The sequence below is a fragment of the Aeromonas fluvialis genome (genome assembly GCF_000819885.1).
Taxonomy (GTDB): domain Bacteria; phylum Pseudomonadota; class Gammaproteobacteria; order Enterobacterales; family Aeromonadaceae; genus Aeromonas; species Aeromonas fluvialis.
In genome coordinates, this window is record NZ_CDBO01000069.1 from 68141 (window position 1) to 91821 (window position 23681).

At 57.9% G+C, this 23681-nt stretch carries 22 protein-coding genes; 17 read left to right on the forward strand and 5 right to left on the reverse strand.

Annotated elements, in window-relative coordinates; all coding sequences use genetic code 11:
* Positions 1-49: 49 nt before the first annotated feature.
* Positions 50-2173 carry a TonB-dependent siderophore receptor gene (locus BN1125_RS15580; RefSeq protein WP_042013346.1) on the reverse strand — a complete coding sequence of 708 codons (2124 nt, stop codon included), beginning with the start codon at positions 2171-2173 and terminating at the stop codon, positions 50-52.
* Between the two features lie 395 nt (positions 2174-2568).
* Between BN1125_RS15580 and mioC the strand changes: the two genes are divergently transcribed.
* The 15 genes from mioC to glmU all read left to right on the forward strand — a co-directional run bounded on the left by mioC (position 2569) and on the right by glmU (position 16341).
* The gene (gene mioC, locus BN1125_RS15585; protein ID WP_042013347.1) at positions 2569-3018 is read left to right on the forward strand and encodes an FMN-binding protein MioC; all 450 of its coding nucleotides are present in this window, start codon (positions 2569-2571) and stop codon (positions 3016-3018) included.
* A gap of 508 nt (positions 3019-3526) precedes the next feature.
* Positions 3527-5416 carry a tRNA uridine-5-carboxymethylaminomethyl(34) synthesis enzyme MnmG gene (mnmG, locus tag BN1125_RS15590; RefSeq protein ID WP_042013348.1) on the forward strand — a complete coding sequence of 630 codons (1890 nt, stop codon included), beginning with the start codon at positions 3527-3529 and terminating at the stop codon, positions 5414-5416.
* Between the two features lie 8 nt (positions 5417-5424).
* Positions 5425-6051, forward strand: a complete 627-nt coding sequence (gene rsmG / locus BN1125_RS15595) for a 16S rRNA (guanine(527)-N(7))-methyltransferase RsmG (protein ID WP_005339331.1) — start codon at positions 5425-5427, stop codon at positions 6049-6051.
* Positions 6052-6077: 26 nt separating this feature from the next.
* Positions 6078-6881 (forward strand): ParA family protein, encoded by an 804-nt coding sequence (locus tag BN1125_RS15600; protein ID WP_042013350.1) that lies wholly within the window; start codon positions 6078-6080, stop codon positions 6879-6881.
* A complete protein-coding gene (locus BN1125_RS15605; protein WP_042013351.1) occupies positions 6878-7786 on the forward strand; it encodes a ParB/RepB/Spo0J family partition protein in 909 nt (302 codons plus the stop codon). The genes BN1125_RS15600 and BN1125_RS15605 overlap by 4 nt, the downstream gene beginning before the upstream one ends.
* 190 nt (positions 7787-7976) lie before the next feature.
* Positions 7977-8387: an ATP synthase subunit I gene (locus BN1125_RS15610; RefSeq protein WP_019445506.1), complete on the forward strand. Its 411-nt coding sequence runs from the start codon at positions 7977-7979 to the stop codon at positions 8385-8387.
* 8 nt (positions 8388-8395) lie between these two features.
* On the forward strand, positions 8396-9178 hold the full coding sequence (atpB, locus tag BN1125_RS15615) for a F0F1 ATP synthase subunit A (RefSeq protein ID WP_042013352.1): 783 nt from the start codon (positions 8396-8398) through the stop codon (positions 9176-9178).
* Positions 9179-9236: 58 nt separating this feature from the next.
* The gene (gene atpE / locus BN1125_RS15620) at positions 9237-9479 is read left to right on the forward strand and encodes a F0F1 ATP synthase subunit C (protein ID WP_005307205.1); all 243 of its coding nucleotides are present in this window, start codon (positions 9237-9239) and stop codon (positions 9477-9479) included.
* Positions 9480-9533: 54 nt separating this feature from the next.
* Positions 9534-10004, forward strand: a complete 471-nt coding sequence (gene atpF / locus BN1125_RS15625) for a F0F1 ATP synthase subunit B (protein WP_042013354.1) — start codon at positions 9534-9536, stop codon at positions 10002-10004.
* A gap of 13 nt (positions 10005-10017) precedes the next feature.
* Entirely contained in the window at positions 10018-10551 is a 534-nt protein-coding gene (gene atpH / locus BN1125_RS15630; protein WP_042013355.1) for a F0F1 ATP synthase subunit delta, read from the forward strand.
* Between the two features lie 15 nt (positions 10552-10566).
* Positions 10567-12108, forward strand: coding sequence for a F0F1 ATP synthase subunit alpha (gene atpA / locus BN1125_RS15635; protein WP_042013357.1), 1542 nt, complete (start codon positions 10567-10569; stop codon positions 12106-12108).
* A gap of 42 nt (positions 12109-12150) precedes the next feature.
* Positions 12151-13017: a F0F1 ATP synthase subunit gamma gene (gene atpG / locus BN1125_RS15640; RefSeq protein WP_042013359.1), complete on the forward strand. Its 867-nt coding sequence runs from the start codon at positions 12151-12153 to the stop codon at positions 13015-13017.
* 33 nt (positions 13018-13050) lie between these two features.
* On the forward strand, positions 13051-14439 hold the full coding sequence (gene atpD / locus BN1125_RS15645; RefSeq protein ID WP_042013360.1) for a F0F1 ATP synthase subunit beta: 1389 nt from the start codon (positions 13051-13053) through the stop codon (positions 14437-14439).
* Positions 14440-14457: 18 nt separating this feature from the next.
* Positions 14458-14886 (forward strand): F0F1 ATP synthase subunit epsilon, encoded by a 429-nt coding sequence (locus tag BN1125_RS15650; protein WP_005342354.1) that lies wholly within the window; start codon positions 14458-14460, stop codon positions 14884-14886.
* Between the two features lie 93 nt (positions 14887-14979).
* Positions 14980-16341: a bifunctional UDP-N-acetylglucosamine diphosphorylase/glucosamine-1-phosphate N-acetyltransferase GlmU gene (gene glmU, locus BN1125_RS15655; RefSeq protein ID WP_042013361.1), complete on the forward strand. Its 1362-nt coding sequence runs from the start codon at positions 14980-14982 to the stop codon at positions 16339-16341.
* 57 nt (positions 16342-16398) lie between these two features.
* Here the strand turns inward: glmU and creD are convergent, their stop codons facing one another.
* From creD to blrA, 4 genes are all read right to left on the reverse strand, one after another.
* Positions 16399-17775: a cell envelope integrity protein CreD gene (creD, locus tag BN1125_RS15660; protein WP_042013362.1), complete on the reverse strand. Its 1377-nt coding sequence runs from the start codon at positions 17773-17775 to the stop codon at positions 16399-16401.
* Between the two features lie 121 nt (positions 17776-17896).
* On the reverse strand, positions 17897-18691 hold the full coding sequence (gene blaOXA, locus BN1125_RS15665; protein WP_042013363.1) for an OXA-12 family class D beta-lactamase: 795 nt from the start codon (positions 18689-18691) through the stop codon (positions 17897-17899).
* Positions 18692-18786: 95 nt separating this feature from the next.
* Positions 18787-20208: a beta-lactam sensor histidine kinase BlrB gene (gene blrB / locus BN1125_RS15670; RefSeq protein ID WP_042013364.1), complete on the reverse strand. Its 1422-nt coding sequence runs from the start codon at positions 20206-20208 to the stop codon at positions 18787-18789.
* Positions 20205-20879 (reverse strand): beta-lactam response regulator transcription factor BlrA, encoded by a 675-nt coding sequence (blrA, locus tag BN1125_RS15675; protein ID WP_042013366.1) that lies wholly within the window; start codon positions 20877-20879, stop codon positions 20205-20207. Before blrA ends, blrB begins: the two co-directional genes overlap by 4 nt.
* A gap of 122 nt (positions 20880-21001) precedes the next feature.
* Here blrA and BN1125_RS15680 point away from each other — a divergent pair, with 122 nt between their 5' ends.
* Both BN1125_RS15680 and glmS read left to right on the forward strand, forming a co-directional pair.
* A complete protein-coding gene (locus tag BN1125_RS15680; protein WP_042013367.1) occupies positions 21002-21775 on the forward strand; it encodes a DeoR/GlpR family DNA-binding transcription regulator in 774 nt (257 codons plus the stop codon).
* A 54-nt stretch (positions 21776-21829) separates the two neighbouring features.
* Entirely contained in the window at positions 21830-23662 is a 1833-nt protein-coding gene (gene glmS / locus BN1125_RS15685; RefSeq protein ID WP_042013369.1) for a glutamine--fructose-6-phosphate transaminase (isomerizing), read from the forward strand.
* Positions 23663-23681: the final 19 nt, after the last annotated feature.

Here is a 23681-nt window from a genome sequence, read left to right on the forward strand (position 1 = left end):
AACTGCGGGTGAAAAGAAGGGCGGGAACCCGGTTCCCGCCCGACTTCGATTACCAGCGGTAGTTGATGCTGCCCACTACGCTGCGCGGCTCGCCGTAGTAGCAGTAGTAGTCACAACTGGCCACGTAGGTTTCACCCAGCAGGTTGTTGACGTTCAGCTGGGCACGCCAGTTCTTGGCAAAGTCATACCCGATCATCGCATCCCAGACGGTATGGGCCGGCACCTCGGCAGAGCCGTAGATGGGGCTGTAGTCCGCATTCACGGCGCCAATACCCACGCTGGAACCGATATAACGCACACCGGTACCCAGCTCCAGACCCGAAGCCACCCCTTGCTGCACCTTGTAGTTACCCCAGAAGGAGGCGATGTGGCGCGGGATCAGGCTGGCACGGCGATCGCCACTGCCGGTGTCGTTGGTTTTAGCATCTGTGTAGGTATAAGCAGCGGTCAGGCGCAGCGCATCGGTAATCTGCACGCTCCCTTCCAGCTCAATCCCCTGAGAGGTCACTTCACCCGCCTGGGTCTGCTGGCCGGAACCGGTGGAGACCAGCGAGTTGGTTTGCTCAAGATCGAACAGCGCCAGGTTGATGTAGCCATCGAGGAAGCTGGGCGCGTACTTGATGCCGGTCTCGTACAGCTTGCCCTCGAGCGGCCTGTAGGAGTTCTTGGTGTTGGGATCTATCCCCGGCAACACCTCGAACGACTCCGCATAGGCGAAGTAAGGGGAGAGGCCGTTGTCGGCCAGGTACATCAGGCTGCCGGATAGCGAGAGGTTGTCATCGTACTGTTTATCGTTCTTGCTGGTGGCTTCGCTGATGTTGTGGGTCTCCACATAGTCAAAGCGGCCGCCGGCGGTCAGCAACCAGCGATCGACCCAGCGGATCTGGTGCTGGGCATAGAGGCCACTCTGGCTCTTGGTGTTCTTCTGATAGGTGGCGGTGGACTCATCGAAACCGGGGAAGCCGCTGTAATCCGGGTGCTGGGTATCTATGGTTCCCATCCACTGATCAGCTTCCATCCCCTCATTGACATGGCGCTGCAGATCCCCCCCCAGCAACAAGGTCTGCTCGGTGCTGTCGGTGTTCCAGTAGCCCACCATCTGGTTATCCATGGTGGCACTCTTGGTATTGCCATCCCGATAGATCATGCCACGGCCACGAACCGGCATCTTTTCATCGGGTGTCGCAGGCCAGGCAGCCCAGGGATATATATAGGTCTGACGCAGCAGCAGATCGTTGTAGTTGAAGCGGACGTTCTGCTTGAACTCCCAGGTCTGGTTGAGCTGGTGGGCCAGCTCGTAACCGGTGGAGATCTGGGTATTGCGGTTGCGATCGTAATCCGGCTGGCTCAAGTTGGTGGAGGGATCAATCTGGCCGCCCGAAGTATCCAAGGTGCCATAGACAGGGAAGAAGCCGTTGGTCGGGACCCCTTCGTCGTGCAGGAAACTGGCCAGCAGGGTCAGACTGGTACGATCCGAAAGATCGAAAGTGACGCTGGGTGCCAGATAAACCCTATCGTTGTAAGTACCCGTAAGCACACCATCTCGCTCTTTATAAAGAGCAACCATGCGGTAGCGGCTGTTGTCGGAGAGCGCGTCAGAGACGTCCACCCCGACCTGACGATGATCCCGGCTGCCAAGCTGCAGATCTACCTGCCCTTGCGGCGTGGCGGTTGGTCGCTTGCTGATGGCATTGATCACCCCGCCCGGAGGCGCCTCACCGTAAAGGATCGAGGCTGGCCCCTTCAGCACTTCCACACTCTCAAGACCGAACGGTTCCGGCGTCCAGACGTAGTAGCCGGTGCCAAACAAGCGGTTGCCATCCAGATAAGAGGCGGCATCGAAGCCACGCACCTTGAACCAGTCGGTGTTGTTGTCTGAGCCATAGAGGCCGGTCAATACACCGGAACGGTAGCGAAACGCTTCATCCAGCTGCAAAACGGCGTGCTGATCCAGCTCCTCGCGATTAACCACGGAGACGGCGCGAGGCGTCTCGGCCATCGGCACTTCCACCTTCATGGCAGTACCAGTCACCACCATGGTTTCGCTGGCTTTGGGCAGCTCAACGGCGGCTTGTTCGGCCATCAGTGGCAGGGATACGAGCAAACCGGAGAGCGAAAGCACGCCGAAGGCGCCCTTCTTGCCGGGTCCTGTAGTGTATTTTTGCGCAATCATATTAAAGTCTCGTTTATCAATGAGTTATGTTGTTTTAATTGTTATTTTTAGTCGTTTGTCACGACATCACCCTGTTCCATGGGCGAATAAAGCAGCGCAATCCTACTACAGGAGCCGTGATCGAATCGATTTAATAATTGCTAATCATTTTCATCCGTATTGTCATCTAGCTAACTAGTAGGCAGGATTTCGCGGGGGATTAGAGTCATCAGGAGAGCCATGGGCGGAGAAAAAATGAAGGGGAATAGAAAGGAGCAGAAAAAAGATCGGTGGGATGGATCCGGTGGCATTATCTGACAGGATCCATTATTCCCAAGCTTTATCCATATTTATCCACACCCTTTGGCGGTAGAATCCGGCTTTCCGTTTCTTTGTCTGAAATCAGGATCCATTCCATGGCCAAACTCAATCTCGTCGTCGGCTCCATGCTGGGCGCCGCCGAATATGTCGCAGACCACGTCGCCAACCTGCTGGAACAGGCTGGCCACCAGACCCGGATCCACAACCCGGCCAAGCTGGCAGAGGTGCTGGATGATGCGGGATCCATCCTGCTGGTGGTCACCTCGACCCACGGCGCCGGGGAAGTGCCCGATAACCTGCAATCTTTCGCCAAGGATCTTGCCGAGCAGCATCCGGATCTTAATTCATTGAAATATGGCGTGATCGCCCTTGGCGACAGCAGTTATGACACCTTTTGCCAGGGCGGCAAGACGCTGGATAGGCTGCTGGCCGAGTGCGGTGCCAGCCGGATCGGCGATCGGCTCGACATCGATGTGACCCAACACGAGATCCCAGAAGATGCCGCCGAAGCGTGGATCCACGACTGGATGACGATGATCACCTGATCTGTTTGCGGGAGATCCTGAAAAAAAGCTTGATCTCCTCACTTATCCCCAGATCGACTATCCACCATGTTATTAACAGATTGATCCGGTGAAGTTGTTCTACAAGGTTACCCACAACACCCAGGGGTAATGTGCATAACTATGGTGCAAAGCTCTGCAAAACCTATAGTTATCCATGTATTAGATCCATACCAACAAACATCTGTGTATAAAAGTCCTGGTTATCCCCTCGTTCACCAGGCCAGGATCCAAGCTTTTCCACAAGCTAGGATCGTCCTTAAATTAATGATCTTTATGATCAAAAAGTGCTTATCAACAGAAATGGCGGATCCTAATAAGAGATCTAGTAAAAGATCGATCTAAAGATCCTTAAGATCTAATTAGTGGATCCTCCCTTCATACTGAACGTTAAGTAGACATTCCCCTCTGGGCGCGAAACAGATAGAATGTTCCGCCCTTTAGCTCAGGCAAATAACGATCTTCAGGCGTGCAGATCAAGGTGATCCCAATGCAATACCATGAACAATTTGATGTGATCGTCGTCGGTGGCGGTCATGCTGGAACCGAAGCAGCAACTGCGGCAGCCCGTATGGGCATGAACACCCTGTTGCTGACCCACAATATCGATACGCTGGGACACATGTCCTGTAATCCGGCGATCGGCGGGATCGGCAAGGGACACCTGGTCAAGGAAGTTGACGCACTCGGCGGGATCATGGCGCGTGCCATCGATCTTGGCGGGATCCAGTTCCGCACCCTCAACTCCTCCAAGGGCCCGGCGGTACGAGCCACCCGCGCCCAGGCGGATCGCTTGCTCTACAAGGCCGTCGTTCGCCAGATGTTGGAGAACTACCCGAACCTGAAGATCTTCCAGCAGGCCTGCGACGATCTGATCATGGACGGGGATCGTGTTGCCGGTGTGGTGACCCAGAGCGGGATCCGCATCAGCGGCAAGACAGTCGTGCTGACGGTCGGTACCTTCCTGAACGGTTTGATCCACATCGGGATGGAAAATTACAAGGGCGGCCGCGCCGGGGATCCTCCCTCGATCGCCCTGGCCCAGCGTCTGCGTGAACTGCCGCTGCGCATCGATCGTCTCAAGACAGGAACTCCACCACGGATCGATGCCCGCAGCGTTGATTTCTCCGTGATGCAGGAGCAGCACGGTGACGATCCGCGACCGGTATTTTCTTTCATCGGTGATGCCAGCCAGCATCCCCGTCAGGTGCCCTGCTACGTTACCCATACCAACGAGCGCACCCACGAGGTGATCCGCAATAACCTGGATCGCAGCCCCATGTACGCAGGGGTGATCGAGGGGATAGGCCCGCGCTACTGCCCGTCGATCGAAGACAAGATCACCCGTTTCGCCGACAAGACGGCGCACCAGATCTTCGTCGAGCCGGAAGGCCTGACCACCCACGAACTCTATCCGAACGGGATCTCCACCAGCCTGCCGTTTGACGTGCAGGTGCAGATCGTCCGTTCCGTGCGCGGCTTCGAGAACGCCCACATCACCCGTCCCGGCTATGCCATCGAATATGATTTCTTCGATCCGCGGGATCTCAAGGCCAATATGGAGAGCAAGTGCATTCCAAACCTGTTCTTCGCCGGCCAGATCAACGGCACGACCGGTTACGAAGAGGCGGCGGCACAAGGCCTGATGGCCGGTCTGAACGCAGCACTGCGCGCTCAGGACAAGGATCCCTGGTATCCCCGTCGGGATCAGGCCTACATGGGGGTGATGATGGACGATCTCTCCACCCTGGGTACTCGCGAGCCTTACCGCATGTTCACCAGCCGCGCCGAATACCGCCTGCTGCTGCGGGAGGACAACGCCGATATCCGCCTGACCGCCATCGGTCGCGAGCTGGGTCTGGTAGACGACGAGCGCTGGGGCAAATTCAACGCCAAGATGGAACAGGTCGAGCTGGAGCGTCAGCGCATGCGTTCAACCTGGATCCACCCGCAACACCCGTCACTGGAGGCGGTCAATGCCCTGGTCAACACCCCGCTGACCCGCGAGCAGAGTCTGGAAGAGCTGCTGCGTCGCCCCGAGGTGACCTACGATGCGCTGATGGCCATCGAAGGGGTCGGCCCTTCCGTGACCGATCCTGCCGCGGCCGAACAGGTTGAGATCCAGATCAAGTACGCCGGTTACATCGAGCGTCAGCACGATGAGGTGGAAAAGCAGCTGCGCAACGAGAACACCCTGCTGCCGCTGGATCTGGACTATCGCGAGGTGAACGGCCTCTCCAACGAGGTGAAAGCCAAGCTGAACGATGCCAAGCCGCAGACCATTGGTCAGGCTTCCCGCATCTCCGGCATCACCCCGGCGGCCATCTCCATCCTGCTGGTTCACCTGAAAAAACACGGCCTGCTGCGTAAAACCGCCTGAGGAATCCCATGTTGGAAAGATTGAACGGCCTGCTCAAGCAGGCCGAAATTGTTATCACCGATACCCAAAAGAGCCAACTGGTGCAGTTGGTCGAGTTGCTGCACAAGTGGAACAAGGCTTACAATCTCACCTCGGTGCGAGATCCGGACGCCATGCTGGTCAAGCATATCCTCGATAGCCTGGTGGTAAGCCCCCACTTGCACGGTGAGCGCTTCATCGACGTGGGGACCGGTCCCGGCCTGCCGGGATTGCCGCTGGCGATCATCAATCCGGACAAGCAGTTCGTCCTGCTCGACAGTCTTGGCAAGCGGATCAACTTCATCCGTCAGGTGATCCAGGAGCTGGGTCTGACCAATGTGACGCCGGTCAAATCCCGGGTTGAAGAGTATCAACCCGAAGTGGGGTTTGATGGTGTACTGAGTCGGGCATTTGCCTCGCTGGAGGACATGCTGAGCTGGTGTCACCACCTGCCGTCAGAACAGGGTTGTTTCCTGGCGCTCAAGGGACAATATCCCGAGCAGGAGCTGGCCCAGTTGCCTGCCAATATCCGTCTGGTAGCCTGTCATGAGTTGCGGGTGCCGGAGCTGGAAGGCGAACGTCATCTGCTGGAATTCAAACATATCCAGCCCGAATAGGGTCGCAGTTTCATTTAGGGGATCGTGTGGGAAAAGTCATCGCCATAGCCAACCAGAAGGGTGGAGTGGGTAAAACCACCACCTGTGTGAATCTGGCCGCCTCCCTGGCTGCCACCCGGCGCAAGGTGCTGGTGATCGATCTGGATCCGCAGGGCAATGCCACCATGGGCAGCGGTGTCGACAAGTATGACGTCGAGCGCACCGCCTATGAGCTGCTGATCGAGGATGCCCCCATCAGCGAAGTGATCATCCCTGAAACTTCCGGGGGCTATCACCTGATCGCCGCCAACGCCGACGTGACCGCGGCCGAAATCCGTCTGATGGAGTTCTTTGCCCGCGAGATCCGCCTGCGCAACGCGCTCGCCTCGGTGCGGGACAAATACGACTACGTCTTCATCGACTGCCCACCCTCTCTCAACATGCTGACCGTGAACGCCATGGCCGCCGCCGACTCCGTGCTGGTGCCCATGCAGTGCGAGTATTACGCGCTGGAGGGGCTCACCGCCCTGGTCGATACCATCAGCAAGCTGGCTGCCGTGGTCAATCCGGAGCTCAAGATCGAAGGGGTGCTGCGCACCATGTTCGATCACCGCAACCGGCTGGCCAATGATGTGTCCGATCAGCTAAAACAGCACTTTGGCGACAAAGTCTACCGCACCATCATTCCTCGCAACGTGAGACTGGCGGAGGCGCCGAGTTTCGGGGCTCCGGCCATGCACTATGACAAATCATCGGTGGGCGCCAAGGCCTACTTGGCGCTGGCAGGCGAGATCCTCCGTCGCCAGGAGCAGGAGCGTCAGGCGACCATCGCAGACCGAGAGAGCATATGACGCTGAAAAAACGTGGACTGGGCAAGGGGCTGGATGCTCTGCTCAGTACCAGCACGGCTGCCCGCCAGAAACAGGTGATGAGCGATCAACGTACCGAGCAGGCCATGCTTCCGACCCATCAGAGCGAGCTGCGCAAGCTGCCGGTGGAGTGGTTGCGCTCCGGCAAGTACCAGCCCCGCAAGGACATGTCCCAGGATGCCCTGGAGGAGCTGGCCAACTCCATCCGCGCCCAGGGGGTGATCCAGCCCATAGTAGTACGCCCCCTTGGTGAGCAATCCTTCGAAATCATCGCCGGTGAACGGCGCTGGCGTGCCTCCCAGCTGGCCCGTCTCGATGTGGTGCCCTGTATCGTCAAGGATGTGCCCGACGAGGCTGCGGTGGCTATCGCGCTGATTGAGAACATTCAGCGCGAAGATCTCAATGCCATCGAAGAAGCGGTCGCGCTGCAGCGATTGCTGACCGAATTCGAACTCACCCACCAGCAGGTGGCCGAGGCGGTGGGCAAGTCCCGCACCACAGTGACCAACCTGTTGCGCCTCAACCAGCTCAACGACGATGTGAAGCGTTTTGTCGAGCATGGCGATCTCGATATGGGTCATGCCCGTGCCTTGCTGGCCCTGAGCGGTCAGGCCCAGTCCGAACTGGCCAAGCAAGTTGCCCAGAAGGGGTTGACCGTGCGTGATACCGAGAAGCTGGTGCAAAAAACGCTCGAGCCGGCAAAAGATCGGGTCGAACCGGCCCGTGACCCGCAGATCGACTACCTGGAGCGCCAACTGGCAGACAAAATTGGCAATCAGGTGCAACTTCAGCCTGGCAAGCGGGATAGCGGGAAGTTAGTAATAAGTTACGAGAGCTTGTCCGATTTGGACCGTATATTGGGCTATTTTGGCGTGTCGGAATCGTGATTTTTACGCTTTTTGTAGTAATAAAACATCCATTCCTTTTGATATGACCATAACCCTTATTTGCCGCGGAAAGCCGCAAAAATTAAGGATTTTTGTCATATTGCAATAGCTGCCATCAAGGGTATAATTTAACCGGATTTAAGAGCTGTTAACATGGGGTCTTCGGATCCCGATTTTTTACAGTTCTGTAATGTTCAGGGGTAGGTTGGTGAAGCAGAAAATAGCCTTGGAAGGTTTGACACTGGCCTTGGTTATGCTCGTTTGTCAGCTCATCCTGATCCTGGCGATGAGTGCCGTCTGGTTTTACCTGACTGGTGCCAGCGCCGGTTATTCCGCCCTCTACGGAGGGGGGATGTACTGGGTTCCTCAAGCCTTGTTTACTGTCTGGGTGCTGCGCCGCAAGGTGACAACCGAGAGTGTGGGCCTGGTTTTGCGGGACTTTTATGGTGGGGCAGGGATTAAGCTCATTTCTACAACAGGTCTATTCGCCCTGATGTTTGGTGCGGGAGTCGAGGTCGTTACCGTCTCGTTTTTCGCCACTTATATCCTCGCCCTCGTTGTACAGTGGATGGTTTCATTCACGCTTAACAACCACTATTAGGAAAACTCATGTCTGCAACCGGAGAAGTCCTGACTCCTCAGGGATATATCTCCCACCACCTGACCCACCTTCAAGTCGGGTCCGGGTTCTGGACGGTCAATATCGACTCAATGATATTTTCCGTCGTGCTAGGCGCCCTGTTTATCCTGTTGTTCCGCAAAGTAGCCGTTAACGCTACCAGCGGTGTGCCGGGTAAGCTGCAGTGCTTTGTGGAGATGCTGGTCGAGTTTGTGAATGGTAACGTCAAAGACATCTTTCACGGTCGCAACAAGGTCATCGCACCTTTGGGGCTGACGGTGTTTGTCTGGATCTTCCTGATGAACTTCATGGATCTGATCCCCGTTGACTTTATTCCTCACGCTGCACAATTGATGGGTATTCCCTATCTGCGTGTGGTTCCCTCTGCTGACGTTAACATCACCATGTCCATGGCTTTGGGCGTGTTCTTCTTGATCCTGTACTACAGCATCAAGGTCAAGGGTATCGGCGGGTTTGTGAAGGAGCTGACGCTTCAGCCTTTCAACCACCCGGCGGCCATCCCGGTTAACTTCATCCTGGAAACTGTTACGCTGATTTCCAAACCTGTTTCTCTGGGTCTTCGACTGTTCGGCAACATGTATGCTGGCGAACTGATCTTTATCCTGATTGCGGGTTTGTTACCCTGGTGGTCACAGTGGATCCTGTCCGTGCCTTGGGCAATTTTCCACATCCTGATCATCACTTTGCAGGCATTCATTTTCATGGTTCTGACCATCGTCTATCTGTCGATGGCGCAGGAAGACCATGGTTGATGCAACTCAAATAATCATTTTTATACAATCAATTACATCTAAATAACTGGAGATCCTCATGGAAAACTTGAACATGGACCTGCTGTACATCGCTGCTGCAATGATGATGGGTCTGGCTGCTATCGGCGCTTCCATCGGTATCGGTATCCTGGGGGGCAAGTTCCTGGAAGGTGCTGCTCGTCAACCGGATCTGATCCCTGTTCTGCGTACCCAGTTCTTCATCGTAATGGGTCTGGTGGATGCGATCCCGATGATCGCCGTTGGTCTGGGTCTGTATGTGATGTTTGCGGTTGCTGGCTAAGTCGTTACGACTCTCCAGGCATAACCCATTAACTAACTTAAGAGGACATCGGCTGTGAATATCAATGCCACCCTCCTCGGCCAAGCAATTGCTTTTTTCTTCTTCGTAGTGTTTTGCATGAAGTACGTATGGCCGCCGCTGATTGCTGCCATCGAAGCTCGTCAGAAAGCCATTGCTGACGGTCTCTCTTCTGCAGAACGAGCCAAGAAAGATCTGGATTTGGCCAAGGCCAACGCCACCGATCAGCTGAAAGAAGCCAAGCAGCAGGCTGCTGAAATCATTGAACAGGCTAACAAACGTAAAGCTCAGATCATTGATGAAGCTGCCGCTGGTGCCCAGTCTGAACGGGAGAAAATCCTGGCTCAGGGCCGTGCCGAGATCGAAGCTGAACGTCATCGTGCCAAAGAAGAACTGCGTAAGCAGGTTGCTGCTCTTGCCATTGCTGGTGCAGAGAAGATCCTGGCGCGTCAAATCGACCAGGCTGCCAACAGCGACATCGTCGACAAACTGGTAGCAGAACTGTAACGGGAACGGGGCTATGTCTGAACTGACTACAATCGCTCGCCCCTACGCCAAGGCTGCTTTCGAGTTTGCCGTTGAGCACAAGGCGGTTGACCAGTGGCTGGGTATGCTCGGTTTCGCTGCGCAAGTAGCGGAAAACGAGACCATCCACAACCTGGTAAACGGCTCTGTGGCTGCCGAAGAGCTGGCAACGCTGTTTGTCGGTATCTGCGGTGAGCAACTCGACGTGCATGGCCAGAACCTGATCCGGGTGATGGCCGAGAATGGTCGCTTGGGTGTGCTGCCGGCGGTCGTTGCTGAATTTGTAGCGTTCAAGGCTGAACTGGATAAAGAAGTTCAGGCTGACGTGATTTCGGCGATCGAACTGACCGACCAGCAGAAAGCCAATATTCAGGCTTCTCTGGAACAACGTCTCGCGCGCAAAGTGAAGCTGAATTGCAGCATCGATGCGTCCTTGATGGCCGGGGTGCTCATCAAGGCCGGTGATCTGGTAATCGACGGCACAGTCCGCGGTAAGCTGGATCGCATGGCTGACGCGCTGCAATCTTGATTGGGGTATTAGAGCATGCAACTGAATTCCACTGAAATCGCCGAGCTGATCAAGCAGCGCATTGCGCAGTTTGATGTAAAGAGCGAAGCGCGTAACGAAGGTACTATCGTCTCTGTGAGCGACGGTATCATTCGTATTCACGGCCTGGCTGATGCCATGCAGGGTGAGATGATCGAGCTGCCGGGCAACCGCTACGCTCTGGCATTGAACCTGGAGCGTGACTCCGTCGGTGCGGTGATTATGGGTTCCTATGACGGTCTGTCAGAAGGAATGAAAGTAAAAGGTACTGGCCGTATTCTGGAAGTGCCGGTAGGTCGTGGTCTGTTGGGCCGGGTGTTGAACACCCTGGGTCAGCCGATCGACGGTAAAGGTCCGATCGACAATGACGGCTTCTCGCCGATCGAAGTGATCGCCCCGGGCGTTATCGAGCGTCAGTCTGTTGACCAGCCGGTCCAGACCGGTCTGAAAGCCATCGATGCCATGATCCCTATCGGTCGTGGCCAGCGTGAGCTGATCATCGGTGACCGTCAGGTTGGTAAGACCGCCATCGCGATCGACACCATCATCAACCAGAAAGATTCCGGCATTAAGTGTGTCTACGTTGCGATTGGCCAAAAGGCCTCCACCATCGCCAACGTGGTGCGCAAGCTGGAAGAGCACGGCGCCCTGGCCAACACCATTGTGGTGGTTGCCTCTGCCTCTGAAGCGGCTGCCCTGCAGTACCTGGCACCTTATGCCGGTTGCTCAATGGGTGAGTACTTCCGTGACCGCGGTGAAGACGCGCTGATCATCTATGATGACCTGTCCAAACAGGCCGTAGCTTATCGCCAGATCTCCCTGTTGTTGCGCCGTCCACCAGGACGTGAAGCTTACCCGGGTGACGTTTTCTATCTGCACTCCCGTCTGCTCGAGCGTGCTGCTCGCGTCAACGAAGAGTACGTTGAGAAGTTCACCAAGGGTGAAGTGAAGGGCAAGACTGGTTCTCTGACCGCGCTGCCGATCATCGAAACCCAGGCGGGTGACGTGTCCGCGTTCGTTCCGACCAACGTAATCTCCATCACCGACGGCCAGATCTTCCTGACCACCCAGCTGTTCAACTCCGGTATCCGTCCGGCCGTTGACCCGGGCATCTCCGTATCCCGTGTAGGTGGTGCGGCTCAGACCAAGATCATCAAGAAGCTGTCCGGTGGTATCCGTACCGCGCTGGCCCAGTATCGCGAACTGGCGGCATTCGCCCAGTTCTCTTCCGATCTGGATGAGGCGACTCGCAAGCAGCTGGATCACGGTGTGAAAGTGACCGAGCTGATGAAGCAGAAGCAGTACTCTCCGCTGAGCGTGGCTCACCAGTCTCTGGTGTTGTTCGCCGCCGAGAAGGGCTACCTTGCTGATGTCGAGCTGAACAAGGTCGTCGATTTCGAAGGCGTTCTGCTCTCTTACGCCAATACCCAGCATGGTTCGCTGATGGCTGAAATCAATGCCAAGGCCGACTACAACGACGAGATCGTTGGTAAGCTGACTGCGTTGCTGGACGACTTCAAGGCAACTCAGACTTGGTAAGCATGTGTGGCAGCGCAAGTTGCCACCTGATGGAGAGAAGAGATGGCCGGCGCAAAAGAGATACGTAACAAGATCGGGAGTGTGAAAAGCACTCAGAAGATCACCAGCGCTATGGATATGGTGGCAGCAAGCAAGATGCGCCGTGCGCAAGAGCGCATGCGTGCCAGCCGTCCGTACGCTGAAACCATGCGCAAGGTGATCGGCCATATCGCTCAGGGGAACTTGGAATACAAGCACCCCTACCTCATCGAACGTGAGGTCAAGCGAGTGGGTTACATCGTCGTCTCCACCGACCGTGGCCTGTGTGGCGGTTTGAACATCAACCTGTTCAAGGCTGCCCTCAATGATATGAAGCAGTGGAGCGCGAAAGGAGCCCAAGTAGACACGGCTCTGGTTGGTAGCAAGGCCTCCAACTTCTTTGAACGGCACGGCGCCAAGGTGAAAGCTCAAGTCGCAGGACTGGGCGATAACCCGAGCGTCAATGACCTGATTGGTTCAGTCAAGGTCATGCTGAAGGCTTACGACAACGGTGAGATTGACAAGCTGTATCTGGTGTACAACAAGTTCGTCAACACCATGGTGCAGCAACCACGGGTCGATCAACTGCTGCCTTTGCCCGTAACTGAAGACAGCAAGCTCGCCAAGGCACACCACTGGGATTACCTCTATGAGCCGGATCCCAAGAAGCTGCTGGATACCCTGCTGGTTCGTTATGTCGAATCTCAGGTGTACCAGGGCGTAGTGGAAAACTTGGCAAGTGAACAGGCAGCCAGAATGGTTGCCATGCAAGCCGCGACTGACAACGCCACTAACCTGATTAACGATCTGCAACTGGTATACAACAAGGCCCGTCAGGCCAGTATTACCCAGGAGCTGACAGAGATCGTATCCGGTGCTGCTGCGGTGTAAGGCAAGGGTTATCAAAGGTTTAGAGGATTTGACATGAGTAACGGTTTCATCGTCCAAATCATCGGCGCTGTGGTGGACATCGAGTTCCCGCAGAATGCCGTGCCCCAGGTGTACGATGCACTGAAGGTCGTTAGCGAAGGTCAAGGCCAGGGTCTGGTGCTGGAAGTTCAGCAACAGATCGGTGGCGGCGTCGTTCGTTGCATCACCATGGGCTCCTCCGACGGTCTGCGTCGTGGGTTGGAAGTAATGAATAGCGGTAAATCCATCCAGGTGCCGGTCGGCGTATCGACCCTGGGTCGGATCATGAACGTACTGGGTGAGCCAATCGACGAAAAAGGTCCGATCGGTGAAGAAGAGCGCTGGTCTATCCACCGCGCTGCCCCCAGCTACGAAGATCAGTCCAACAGCAACGATCTGCTGGAGACCGGCATCAAGGTTATCGACCTGGTATGCCCGTTCGCCAAGGGTGGTAAGGTTGGTCTGTTCGGTGGTGCCGGTGTAGGCAAAACCGTAAACATGATGGAGCTGATCCGTAACATCGCGATCGAACACAGTGGTTACTCTGTATTCGCCGGTGTAGGTGAGCGTACCCGTGAGGGTAACGACTTCTACCACGAGATGATGGAGTCCAACGTACTGGACAAAGTATCTCTGGTTTACGGTCAGATGAACGAGCCGCCCGGAAACCGTCTGCGCGTTGCGCTGACCGGCCTGACCATGGCCGAGAAGTTCCGTGACGAAGGTCGTGACGTGCTGTTCTTCGTGGACAACATCTACCGTTACACGCTCGCGGGCACCGAGGTATCCGCACTGCTGGGCCGTATGCCTTCCGCAGTAGGTTACCAGCCGACCCTGGCCGAGGAGATGGGTGTTCTGCAGGAACGTATCACCTCCACCAAGACCGGTTCCATCACCTCCGTACAGGCCGTTTACGTTCCTGCGGATGACTTGACTGACCCATCTCCTGCGACCACCTTCGCCCACCTGGATGCGACTGTCGTACTGTCCCGTCAAATCGCGGCACTGGGTATCTACCCGGCCGTTGACCCGCTGGACTCTACCTCTCGTCAGCTGGATCCGCTGGTGGTTGGCAAAGAGCACTACGAGACTGCTCGTGGCGTTCAGACCGTACTGCAGCGCTACAAAGAGCTGAAGGACATCATCGCCATCCTGGGCATGGATGAACTGTCAGAAGAAGACAAACTGACCGTAGCCCGTGCCCGTAAGATCGAGCGCTTCCTGTCCCAGCCGTTCTTCGTAGCAGAAGTGTTTACCGGTTCTCCGGGTAAATACGTGCCGCTGAAAGAGACCATCCGTGGTTTCCAGGGCATCCTGAAAGGCGAGTATGACGATCTGCCCGAGCAGGCGTTCTACATGGTTGGCGGTATCGACGAAGTCGTCGAGAAAGCCAAGAAACTGTAAGCCTCGACAGGAGGGCCCATGGCAGAGATGATCTCCTTTCACCTGGATGTGGTGAGCGCCGAAGGAAAACTGTTTTCCGGCCGCGTGCAAACTGCTCAGGTATCAGGCTCCGAAGGTGAGTTGGGTCTCCGCCACGGTCATGCTCCGTTGCTGACTGCCATCAAGCCGGGCCTGGTCCGCTTGGTGAAGCAGAACGGAACTGAAGAGGTGCTGTACATCTCCGGCGGTATGCTGGAAGTACAACCTGAATCCGTGACCGTGCTGGCGGACACTGCAATTCGTGCTGACGACTTGGATGAGGCGAAAGCCCAGGAAGCCAAGCGCGCAGCGGAAGAGCGGATCCACAGCTCCCATGGTGATATCGACTACGCCCAGGCTGCCACCGAGCTGGCCAAGGCGATGGCGCAACTGCGCGTCATCGATATCGTCAAAAAGAATTACCGCTAATAACGGTGATGTAAAAAGCGACCTTCGGGTCGCTTTTTTTTTACCCGTTAGATAGACTCCGCCGAGTATTTCTCATGTTTCAAAGGCCAATTTATGTCCCTCAACGTCGTGATCCTGGCTGCGGGTAAAGGCACCCGCATGCGCTCCTCCTTGCCCAAGGTACTGCACCCGGTAGCCAATAAACCCATGGTTTCCCATGTGATCGATACCGCCCGTCAGGTGGGTGCCGAGCAACTGCATCTGGTTTATGGCCACGGGGCCGAGCTGCTGAAAGAGCGGATCGTGGCGGCCGATGTGAACTGGGTACTGCAGGCGCAGCAACTGGGCACAGGTCACGCCGTCGCCCAGGCCATCCCGTTCTGGCAGGATGAAGACGATGTGCTGGTGCTCTACGGCGACACTCCGCTCATTCAACCGGAAACCCTGCAGCGGCTGCTGGCCGCCAAGGCAAGCGATGGCATGGCCCTGCTGACCGTGGTGCTGGACAACCCCACCGGCTATGGCCGCATCGTCCGTGAAAACGGCCATGTGGTCGGTATCGTCGAGCAGAAGGATGCCAGCGCCGAGCAGCTGACCATTCGTGAAGTGAACACCGGCGTGCTGGTGGCCAACGGTGGTCAGCTGCGCAGCTGGCTCTCCCGTCTGGATAACAAGAACGCCCAAGGTGAGTTCTACCTGACCGACGTCATCGCCATGGCGCACGCCGATGGCTGCCCGATAGCAGCGGTCCATCCGGAGCGTGCCGCCGAGGTGGAAGGGGCCAACAACCGGGTGCAGCTGGCTGCCCTTGAGCGCAGCTACCAGCAGATGCAGGCCGAGAAGCTGATGATCGCCGGTGCTACCCTGATCGACCCGGCCCGCTTCGATCTGCGTGGCACCCTTGAAATCGGTGAAGAGGTGGTGATCGACGTCAACGTCATCATCGAAGGCAAGGTAACTCTCGGCAACCACGTTCGTATCGGTGCCGGTGCCGTGCTGAAGGATTGCGTGATCGGCGATCACACTGAAGTGAAGCCCTACTCCATCGTTGAAGGGGCTCAGGTGGCGGATCAGTGCTCGGTCGGCCCGTTTGCCCGTCTACGCCCGGGTGCTGTGCTGGAGCAGGATGCCCACGTCGGCAACTTCGTCGAGATGAAGAAGGCCCGGCTGGGGGTTGGCTCCAAGTGTGGTCACCTCACCTATCTGGGGGATGCCGAGGTGGGTGCCAAGGTGAATATCGGTGCCGGTACCATCACCTGCAACTACGACGGCGTGAACAAGTTCCAGACCATCATCGAGGACGACGTCTTCGTCGGCTCCGATACCCAGCTGGTGGCGCCGGTGCGGATCGGCAAGGGGGCCACCCTGGGGGCGGGTTCCACCATCACCAAGGATGTAGCCGAGAATGAGCTGGTGATCACCCGGGTGCCCCAGCGCCATATCCAGAACTGGGCTCGCCCGGTCAAGAAGAAGTGATGCCCGATCAATAAAATAGAACCGGCGCCTGATGGCGCCGGTTTTTTTGCTTTTGGCTTATAGCTGATGGTTGGTGTCACTGCTCGATGACTGGGGGGTGGTCCATGTAGTGGCAGGTGCGCGGTACTCCATCACCTGATACCAGTCGAGCTTGCGGGTCAGCAGCATGATCAGCGCCAGGGTGGCGAACAGCAGCAGGGCGCCGAGCAGCAAGGCGATCTCTTCGGCCTGCAGCAGACTGTAGAGGATGGCATAGACCAGCCCGAGCAGGGCCGCAAAGCCAAGTCCTTGCTTCGGGCCGCCCAGCACATGGCTGAGATAGAAGCCGTTGAGTAGCACGCTGGCCAGCGCGGCCACCAGATAGGCCCAACCAAAGCCGAGGTGCTCGGTCAGTGCCAGCAGCACCAGATAGAAGATGGCCAGCCCCATGCCCACCAGCGCGTACTGGATCGGGTGGACCCGCAGCCTCTTGAGCAGCTCGAACATGAAGAAGCTGATAAAGGTGAGGCCGATAAACAGCAGGGCATATTTGGCCGCCCGCTCGTTGAGCTGATAGTGATCCACCGGCTGCACCAGACTGACGCTGAAGGTGGAAAGATTGCTATCGCCCCCGTTCATCATCCGGTTGAAGCGGGTCTCCATGTCGCTGGCGAACCAGCTGGTTTGCCAGTTGGCCTCAAACCCTTGTTGGCTCAGGGTGCGACTGCCTGGCAGAAAGTCGCCGATAAAGTTGGGATGTGGCCAGTTGCCCGCCAGCAGCAGAGTGCTCTCCTTGCCCAGCGGCACTATGTCGAGGGCGTTCATCCCTTGCAGATTGAGCTCCAGATGAAAGGTGCCATCCTGTTGGGGCAGGCTGTCGAGCGGGGCATGGATACCCGCCAGCGCGTCACCGAGACGGGCGCCGGGGGCAAACGGGATCCGCTGTGTACCGAGTTGCAGCTCGGGGACGCTGTTGATACCGCGGGCATCGGAGAGCACCAGACTGAGGTAGGGTTTACCCGCCACCAGCTCGGCCGTTTCACCAAGCGGTGAGGTCGCGTTATTCAGCAGACTCTGTCGGGTGGGAAGGTGGCCCGAGAGGGTGAGCCGGGTCTGATAGACCTGCGCCTGATAGATGCCCAGCTTGCGTGGGGTGACCTCCATGTTGGCCTTGATATCCAGCTGCTCCGGCAGCAGGTAGCGGTAGATCTGCTCCTGACGGACGAAGCGTTTGCCCTCCTGCTCGACCGTCACCGAGCGGGTATAGGGCTGCACTATGATCGGCCCCATCAGCCGTTGCGGGCCGCTGCTGCTGGCCATGATGCTGTGAATGGCCTGACTGCGGTAAGCCTGACGCTCCCGGTTGAGCTCCATGATGGATTGCACCGGCACCATCAACAGCAGGCTGAGCAACAGCAGTAGAAAGATCTTGTGGGTGAATATCTGTTTGACCATGACACGTCTCCTTGTTGGATGGAGCGAGTCTGTCAGCCTCAGGTGAAGGGGGGACGGGCTTGTGTGAAGTGGCGGTGAAGGGGGATAAAAAAAACCGGCATTACGCCGGTTTCTGGAGGAATTACAGGGTCTTCAGTTTCTCGGGCAATGCTGCCAGCACCTCTTCTTTCGCCTTGAGGGAGGCGAACTGTTTGCCGGGCTTCTGCACCACGGTATGGACGAAGATCAGCTGCTTGCCCGGTTTGCTGGCCCAGCCGACGAACCAGCCGATCTGCTGATCGCGGTTGAGGCTGCCATCCAGCTTCTTCGGGTAGCCCATGCCGGTCTTGCCGTGGATCTGCCAGCCCTCGATCTCGCTCACCTTGAGGATATTGGTGGTGTACTGCAGGGTTTGCGCCGAAACCGGCAGCTTGCCGCTCAGCATCTTGCCGAGGAAGCGGGCCTGCTCCTCCGGACTGATGGCTAGGCTGGAACTGAGCCAGGCCTGGGTCAGGCCGTCATGTTTGCCCGGATTGCCGGAGAGATCACGGTTGCCGTAGTCGAAGCGGTCGACATATTGCTGGAAACGTTCCATCCCCAGCCATTCGGTGATCTGCTGGGAGAACCAGACGACCGAGTAGGTTTCCCAGCGGCGTGGGGTAGTGGTTTCGCGCCAGGCGGGCAGCCAGCCATCGTAGCTCGGCTTGTAGGGCAGCGCCGGATGCTTTTCATCTACCAGAAAGCCGCTGTCATAGCCCATCAGCGCGAGCGGGATCTTGAAGGTGGACGCGGGCGGCAGCTGGCTGGAGCAGTCCCCTTCGCTGGAGAGGGTCTGACCGTTGCCGTCAGCATAGAGAAAGCAGCCGCTGGCGGCGGAGGCTGGCAGGGCTGCGAGCAGACCGGCAGCCAGCAGGCAGGAGAGAAGCAGGCGGGACATAGCATTTCCTTGAGCAAATGGATGAGGCTAATCAATAAGATAAGGCGGAAGTTTAACGCCGCTTTGTGTGGGGAATGTGAAGTTGCGGGAGGTGACTAGGCGAACGGCAGCCAGAGTTCCGCCAGCGCGCCTCCTTCCTGCTGGTTGCTCAGGGTCAGGCGACCGCCATGCTGGTGGGCCACCTCATGGGCGAAACTGAGCCCCAGACCGCTGCTCTTGCCCTTGTCCGGTCGTGGCAGCGAGTAGAAGCGCTCGAAGATGCGTGGCAATGCGTAGTCGGGAATGCCGGGGCCGCTGTCGGTGACCCGAAAACAGTAGCCCTCCTCCTGCTGGCTGCCGCTCAGAGTGACCTGCCCATTGGCGGGAGAGAAGTCGATGGCGTTATCCAGCAGGTTGCCGATGGCCTGCTCCACCAACAGGGGATCCCACTTCTGTTTCGGCGCGCTGGCCAGCTCGGCTACCAGCGCCACCTGACGGCGCTGGGCGATGATCTGGCGAGCATCGAGGGTGCGCTTTCCCAGTTTTGCCGGTTCCACCGACTGGCGATCCAGCCCCTGCCCCGACTCCAGCCGCGCCAGTTGCAGCATTCGCTCGATCAGCTGCTGCATGCGCGCGGTTTCCAGATTGATGTTGCCGATAAAGCGTTTGGCGACTTCGGGAGGCGGCGTTTCGGCCAAAATCTCCCCTGCACCACGAATGGCTGCCAGCGGGCTCTTCAGCTCGTGGGTCAGGCTGTGCACATAGGCTTCGATGTAGCTTTTGCCATCGAGCTGGTGGCGCATGGTCTCAAGCGAGCGGCCGAGCCGATCCAGCTCGACGGTGTGCAGCCGTGGCAGCGGTGCCGCCTCCCCCTTGCTGACCGAGTCGGCGTAGTGCACCAGTTTGCCGATGGCGCGGTTGAGCCACCACACCAGCAGGCTGCCGATCAGCAGCGAGATGAGCAGCATCTGGCCGCCGGCCCGCAGCAGTTCCTGTTCCCCCCGCTCAATGGCGGGCATCAGGGTGCGATTGGGTTTGGCGACGGTGAGGGAGCCGATGATCTCTGTCCCCTCCCGCAGCGGCGCCGCCACATACATGGTCGAGCTGGCGGCATCGTCGGGATCGGTGCGGGTGCTGCGGGCGCCATACTGGCCACGCAGTGTGCGGTAGACATCGTTCCAGCGCGAATAGTCTTTGCCCAGATCCGTGCCGTCGGAGTCGTAAATCACCATGCCCTTCTGGTCAGTGACATAGATGCGATACTCCGCCTGCTGCTTGAGGTGGCCATCGATCATCGCATTGATGGGATTCTGGTTGAGGCGGGCGAAGGCGCTGGCCAACCGCCCGTTCATCATATTGCCCTCTTTCAGATCATCGAGCGCGAGCGGCGCCAGCAGCTGGGTCATGTCTACCAAAGTATCCTCGGTGGCGCTGCGCACCCCGGGTTTGATCTCCTTGACGAAGATCTCCAGCACGAACCAGGCGGCCAGCGCGAAGATCAGCAGCAGGCCGCACAGTAGTTGCAACCCAAGTCTCATGCCAGCTCCAGGCTGTAGCCCAGCCCGCGATGGGTGAGGATCAGGTTGGCCTCGGGATCATGTTCGCGCAGCTTGGCGCGGATGGTCTTGATGTGGGTATCGACGGTACGATCCAGACTCTCCTCCGCATCCTGCCACACCAGATCCATCAGCTGCTGGCGGGAGTAGACCCGCCCCGGCGCCTGCACCAGGGTCTTGAGCAGCAGATATTCGTAGCGGGTGAGGGCCAGCGGCTGGCCGCGAAAATGGATGCGGGCCCGCTCCTCATCCAGCACCAGCAGAGCGCTGGGTTGGGGGGTGACGGGCTGGCTGCGGCGCAGGATGACCCGCACCCGGGCGCACACTTCCCGTGGCGAGAAGGGTTTGGCCACATAGTCATCGGCACCGATCTCCAGCCCGATCAGCCGGTCTATCTCCTCGCTGCGGGCGGTGAGGAACATCAGGGGAATATCGGTCAGCGCCCTCACCTGCTTGCAGAGTTCGAAGCCGCTGATGTCGGGCAGCCCCACATCGAGGATCAAGAAGTCGGGTCGCGTCTGTTCCAGTCGTGTCAGTAACTGCTGGCCCAACATGAACCACTCCACCTCGAACCCGTCGGTCTGCAGGGCGTAAATCAGGGTGTCGGCGATGCTGGCCTCATCCTCCACCAGCCAGATGACTCTCTTTTGCATGGCATCCTCGTCGCAAATTGGCCCCCCATTCTGGCATCGAACCAAATCGGATCCTATTTGCTGTTTTATTTTTCCGAAAAAGGGGCTAATATTTCGATGCTCTTTCGAATCGAAACTTAAAGATGACCAAACGTAATACTCAACAACGCCGCCACACCATAGTGACCCTGGTACAAGAGCAGGGTGAAGTGAGTGTCGACGCCCTTGCCAAACACTTTGCTACCTCTGAAGTGACCATCCGTAAAGATCTGGCCGTACTGGAGACCGGCGGTCTGCTGCTGCGCCGTTACGGTGGCGCCGTCCCCTTGCCCAGCGAGATGGTGGTCGAGGCCAATCCCGAACAAGTTTCTAACCGAAAGTTAGCCATTGCCCGTGCGGCGGCCGAGCGGCTGCGAGATCACAACCGCGTCATCATCGACAGCGGCAGCACCACCAGCGCCATGATCCCCATGCTGGGCAACAAGCGCGGCCTCATCGTGATGACCAACTCACTCAATGTGGCCGGTGCCCTGCGCGAGCTGGAAAATGAGCCTACCCTGTTAATGACCGGTGGCACTTGGGACCCTCACTCCGAATCCTTCCAGGGGCAGGTGGCGGAACAGGTGCTGCGATCCTATGACTTCGACCAGCTCTTTATCGGTGCCGACGGCATCGACCCGGAGCGGGGTACCACCACCTTCAACGAGCTGGTGGGCCTGTCGCGCGTCATGGCTGAGGTGTCGCGGGAGGTCATTGTGATGGTCGAATCGGAAAAGATCGGCCGCAAGATCCCCAATCTCGAACTGCCCTGGTCCAGCATTCAGACCGTCATCACCGATGATGGTTTGGCCAGCGAAGCCAGAGAACATATTCAGGCTCAGGGCATCCAGCTTATCTGTGCCCCGCTCGCCTGCTGATACAGAGCACGGAACATAACCGAATCAACGTTTTTGCATCTCAAGGAGAAGTGTATGTGTGGCATCGTCGGGGCTGTCGCCCAACGTGATGTGGCTGAAATTCTGGTAGAGGGCCTGCGCCGTCTGGAGTACCGCGGTTATGACTCCGCCGGTGTGGCCGTGTTCAGCGCCAACCAGCCGTTGCAGCGGGTTCGCCGTCTGGGCAAGGTGGCCGAGCTGGCCAAGGCGCTCGACGAGCAGTCCGTCCATGGTGGTACCGGTATTGCCCATACCCGTTGGGCTACCCATGGCGAGCCTTCCGAGCGTAACGCCCACCCTCACGTTTCCGAGCATATCGTAGTGGTGCACAACGGCATCATCGAGAACCACGAAGCGTTGCGGGAAGAGCTGCAGGCGCTGGGCTATGTGTTCAGCTCCGACACCGATACCGAAGTGATCGCCCATCTGGTGCATCACGAATTGAAGCGCGCCGATAGCCTGCTGGCCGCCATGCAGATTGCGGTGAAGCAGCTGCGCGGTGCCTACGGTACCGTGGTGATGGATAGCCGCGACGACAGCCGCGTGGTGGTTGCCCGCTCCGGCTCCCCGCTGGTGATCGGTCGTGGCATCGGTGAGAACTTTATCGCCTCCGACCAGATGGCGCTGCTGCCGGTGACCCGTCGCTTCATCTTCCTGGAAGAGGGCGACGTGGCCGAAGTGACCCGTCGTGATGTGCACATCTTCGATAGCAACGGTAACGCCGTGGTGCGCGTAGAGCAGGAGTCCGAACTCTCCCACGATGCCGGTGACAAGGGCGAATACCGCCACTACATGCTCAAAGAGATCCACGAGCAGCCCAAAGCGATCACCAACACCCTGGAAGGACGGTTGGGCAGCGATCACGTGGTAGTTGAATCGTTTGGCAACGGGGCGCGCGCCATCTTTGACAAGGTCGAGCACGTGCAGATCGTCGCCTGTGGCACCTCCTATCACTCCGGCATGGTGGCCCGCTACTGGTTTGAAGAGATCGCTGGCGTCTCCTGCGATGTGGAGATTGCCTCCGAGTTCCGCTATCGCAAATCGGTAGTACGCCCCAACAGCCTGCTGGTGACCCTCTCCCAGAGTGGCGAGACCGCCGATACCCTGGCGGCGCTGCGTCTGGCCAAGGAGTCCGGCTACATGAGCTCGCTGGCTATCTGCAACGTGCCGGGCTCCTCGCTGGTGCGTGAATCGGATCTGGCTTTCATGACCCGTGCCGGTGCCGAGATTGGGGTAGCCTCCACCAAGGCGTTCACCACCCAGCTGGCCGGTCTGCTGATGCTGGTGGCCTCCGTCGGTCACTGCCGTGGCAACCTGAGTGCCGCCGCCGAGGCCGAGCTGGTCAAGGCGCTGCAAGCCCTGCCGCTGCGTATTAAAGAGAGTCTGGCGCTGGCCAAGGATATCGAAACCCTGGCCGAAGAGTTTGCCGACAAGCAGCACAGCCTGTTCCTCGGCCGTGGCAGCCAGTACCCCATCGCCATGGAAGGGGCGCTCAAGCTCAAAGAGATCTCCTACATCCACGCCGAAGCCTACGCCGCTGGTGAACTGAAGCACGGCCCGCTGGCGCTGATCGATGCCGAGATGCCCATCATTGTGGTGGCGCCGAACAACGATCTGTTGGAGAAGCTCAAGTCCAACGTGGAAGAGGTGCGCGCCCGTGGCGGGATTCTCTACGTGTTCGCCGATGCCGATACCGGCTTCAAGAGCGACCAGACCATGCGGGTCATGAACCTCAACCATGTGGAAGAGGTGATCGCCCCCATCGTCTATACCGTGCCGCTGCAACTGCTCTCCTACCACGTCGCCCTGATCAAGGGCACCGATGTGGATCAGCCGCGCAACCTGGCGAAATCGGTGACCGTTGAGTAAGCCATCCTCTGAAATGAAA

What these genes read in the sequence shown, in the direction of transcription:
- BN1125_RS15580 (WP_042013346.1), bottom strand. Translation starts at nt 2,173, where the DNA reads ATGATTGCGCAAAAATACACTACAGGACCCGGCAAGAAGGGCGCCTTC.
- mioC (WP_042013347.1), top strand. Translation starts at nt 2,569, where the DNA reads ATGGCCAAACTCAATCTCGTCGTCGGCTCCATGCTGGGCGCCGCCGAA.
- mnmG (WP_042013348.1), top strand. Translation starts at nt 3,527, where the DNA reads ATGCAATACCATGAACAATTTGATGTGATCGTCGTCGGTGGCGGTCAT.
- rsmG (WP_005339331.1), top strand. Translation starts at nt 5,425, where the DNA reads ATGTTGGAAAGATTGAACGGCCTGCTCAAGCAGGCCGAAATTGTTATC.
- BN1125_RS15605 (WP_042013351.1), top strand. Translation starts at nt 6,878, where the DNA reads ATGACGCTGAAAAAACGTGGACTGGGCAAGGGGCTGGATGCTCTGCTC.
- BN1125_RS15610 (WP_019445506.1), top strand. Translation starts at nt 7,977, where the DNA reads ATGTTCAGGGGTAGGTTGGTGAAGCAGAAAATAGCCTTGGAAGGTTTG.
- atpB (WP_042013352.1), top strand. Translation starts at nt 8,396, where the DNA reads ATGTCTGCAACCGGAGAAGTCCTGACTCCTCAGGGATATATCTCCCAC.
- atpE (WP_005307205.1), top strand. Translation starts at nt 9,237, where the DNA reads ATGGAAAACTTGAACATGGACCTGCTGTACATCGCTGCTGCAATGATG.
- atpH (WP_042013355.1), top strand. Translation starts at nt 10,018, where the DNA reads ATGTCTGAACTGACTACAATCGCTCGCCCCTACGCCAAGGCTGCTTTC.
- atpA (WP_042013357.1), top strand. Translation starts at nt 10,567, where the DNA reads ATGCAACTGAATTCCACTGAAATCGCCGAGCTGATCAAGCAGCGCATT.
- atpG (WP_042013359.1), top strand. Translation starts at nt 12,151, where the DNA reads ATGGCCGGCGCAAAAGAGATACGTAACAAGATCGGGAGTGTGAAAAGC.
- atpD (WP_042013360.1), top strand. Translation starts at nt 13,051, where the DNA reads ATGAGTAACGGTTTCATCGTCCAAATCATCGGCGCTGTGGTGGACATC.
- BN1125_RS15650 (WP_005342354.1), top strand. Translation starts at nt 14,458, where the DNA reads ATGGCAGAGATGATCTCCTTTCACCTGGATGTGGTGAGCGCCGAAGGA.
- glmU (WP_042013361.1), top strand. Translation starts at nt 14,980, where the DNA reads ATGTCCCTCAACGTCGTGATCCTGGCTGCGGGTAAAGGCACCCGCATG.
- creD (WP_042013362.1), bottom strand. Translation starts at nt 17,775, where the DNA reads ATGGTCAAACAGATATTCACCCACAAGATCTTTCTACTGCTGTTGCTC.
- blaOXA (WP_042013363.1), bottom strand. Translation starts at nt 18,691, where the DNA reads ATGTCCCGCCTGCTTCTCTCCTGCCTGCTGGCTGCCGGTCTGCTCGCA.
- blrB (WP_042013364.1), bottom strand. Translation starts at nt 20,208, where the DNA reads ATGAGACTTGGGTTGCAACTACTGTGCGGCCTGCTGCTGATCTTCGCG.
- blrA (WP_042013366.1), bottom strand. Translation starts at nt 20,879, where the DNA reads ATGCAAAAGAGAGTCATCTGGCTGGTGGAGGATGAGGCCAGCATCGCC.
- BN1125_RS15680 (WP_042013367.1), top strand. Translation starts at nt 21,002, where the DNA reads ATGACCAAACGTAATACTCAACAACGCCGCCACACCATAGTGACCCTG.
- glmS (WP_042013369.1), top strand. Translation starts at nt 21,830, where the DNA reads ATGTGTGGCATCGTCGGGGCTGTCGCCCAACGTGATGTGGCTGAAATT.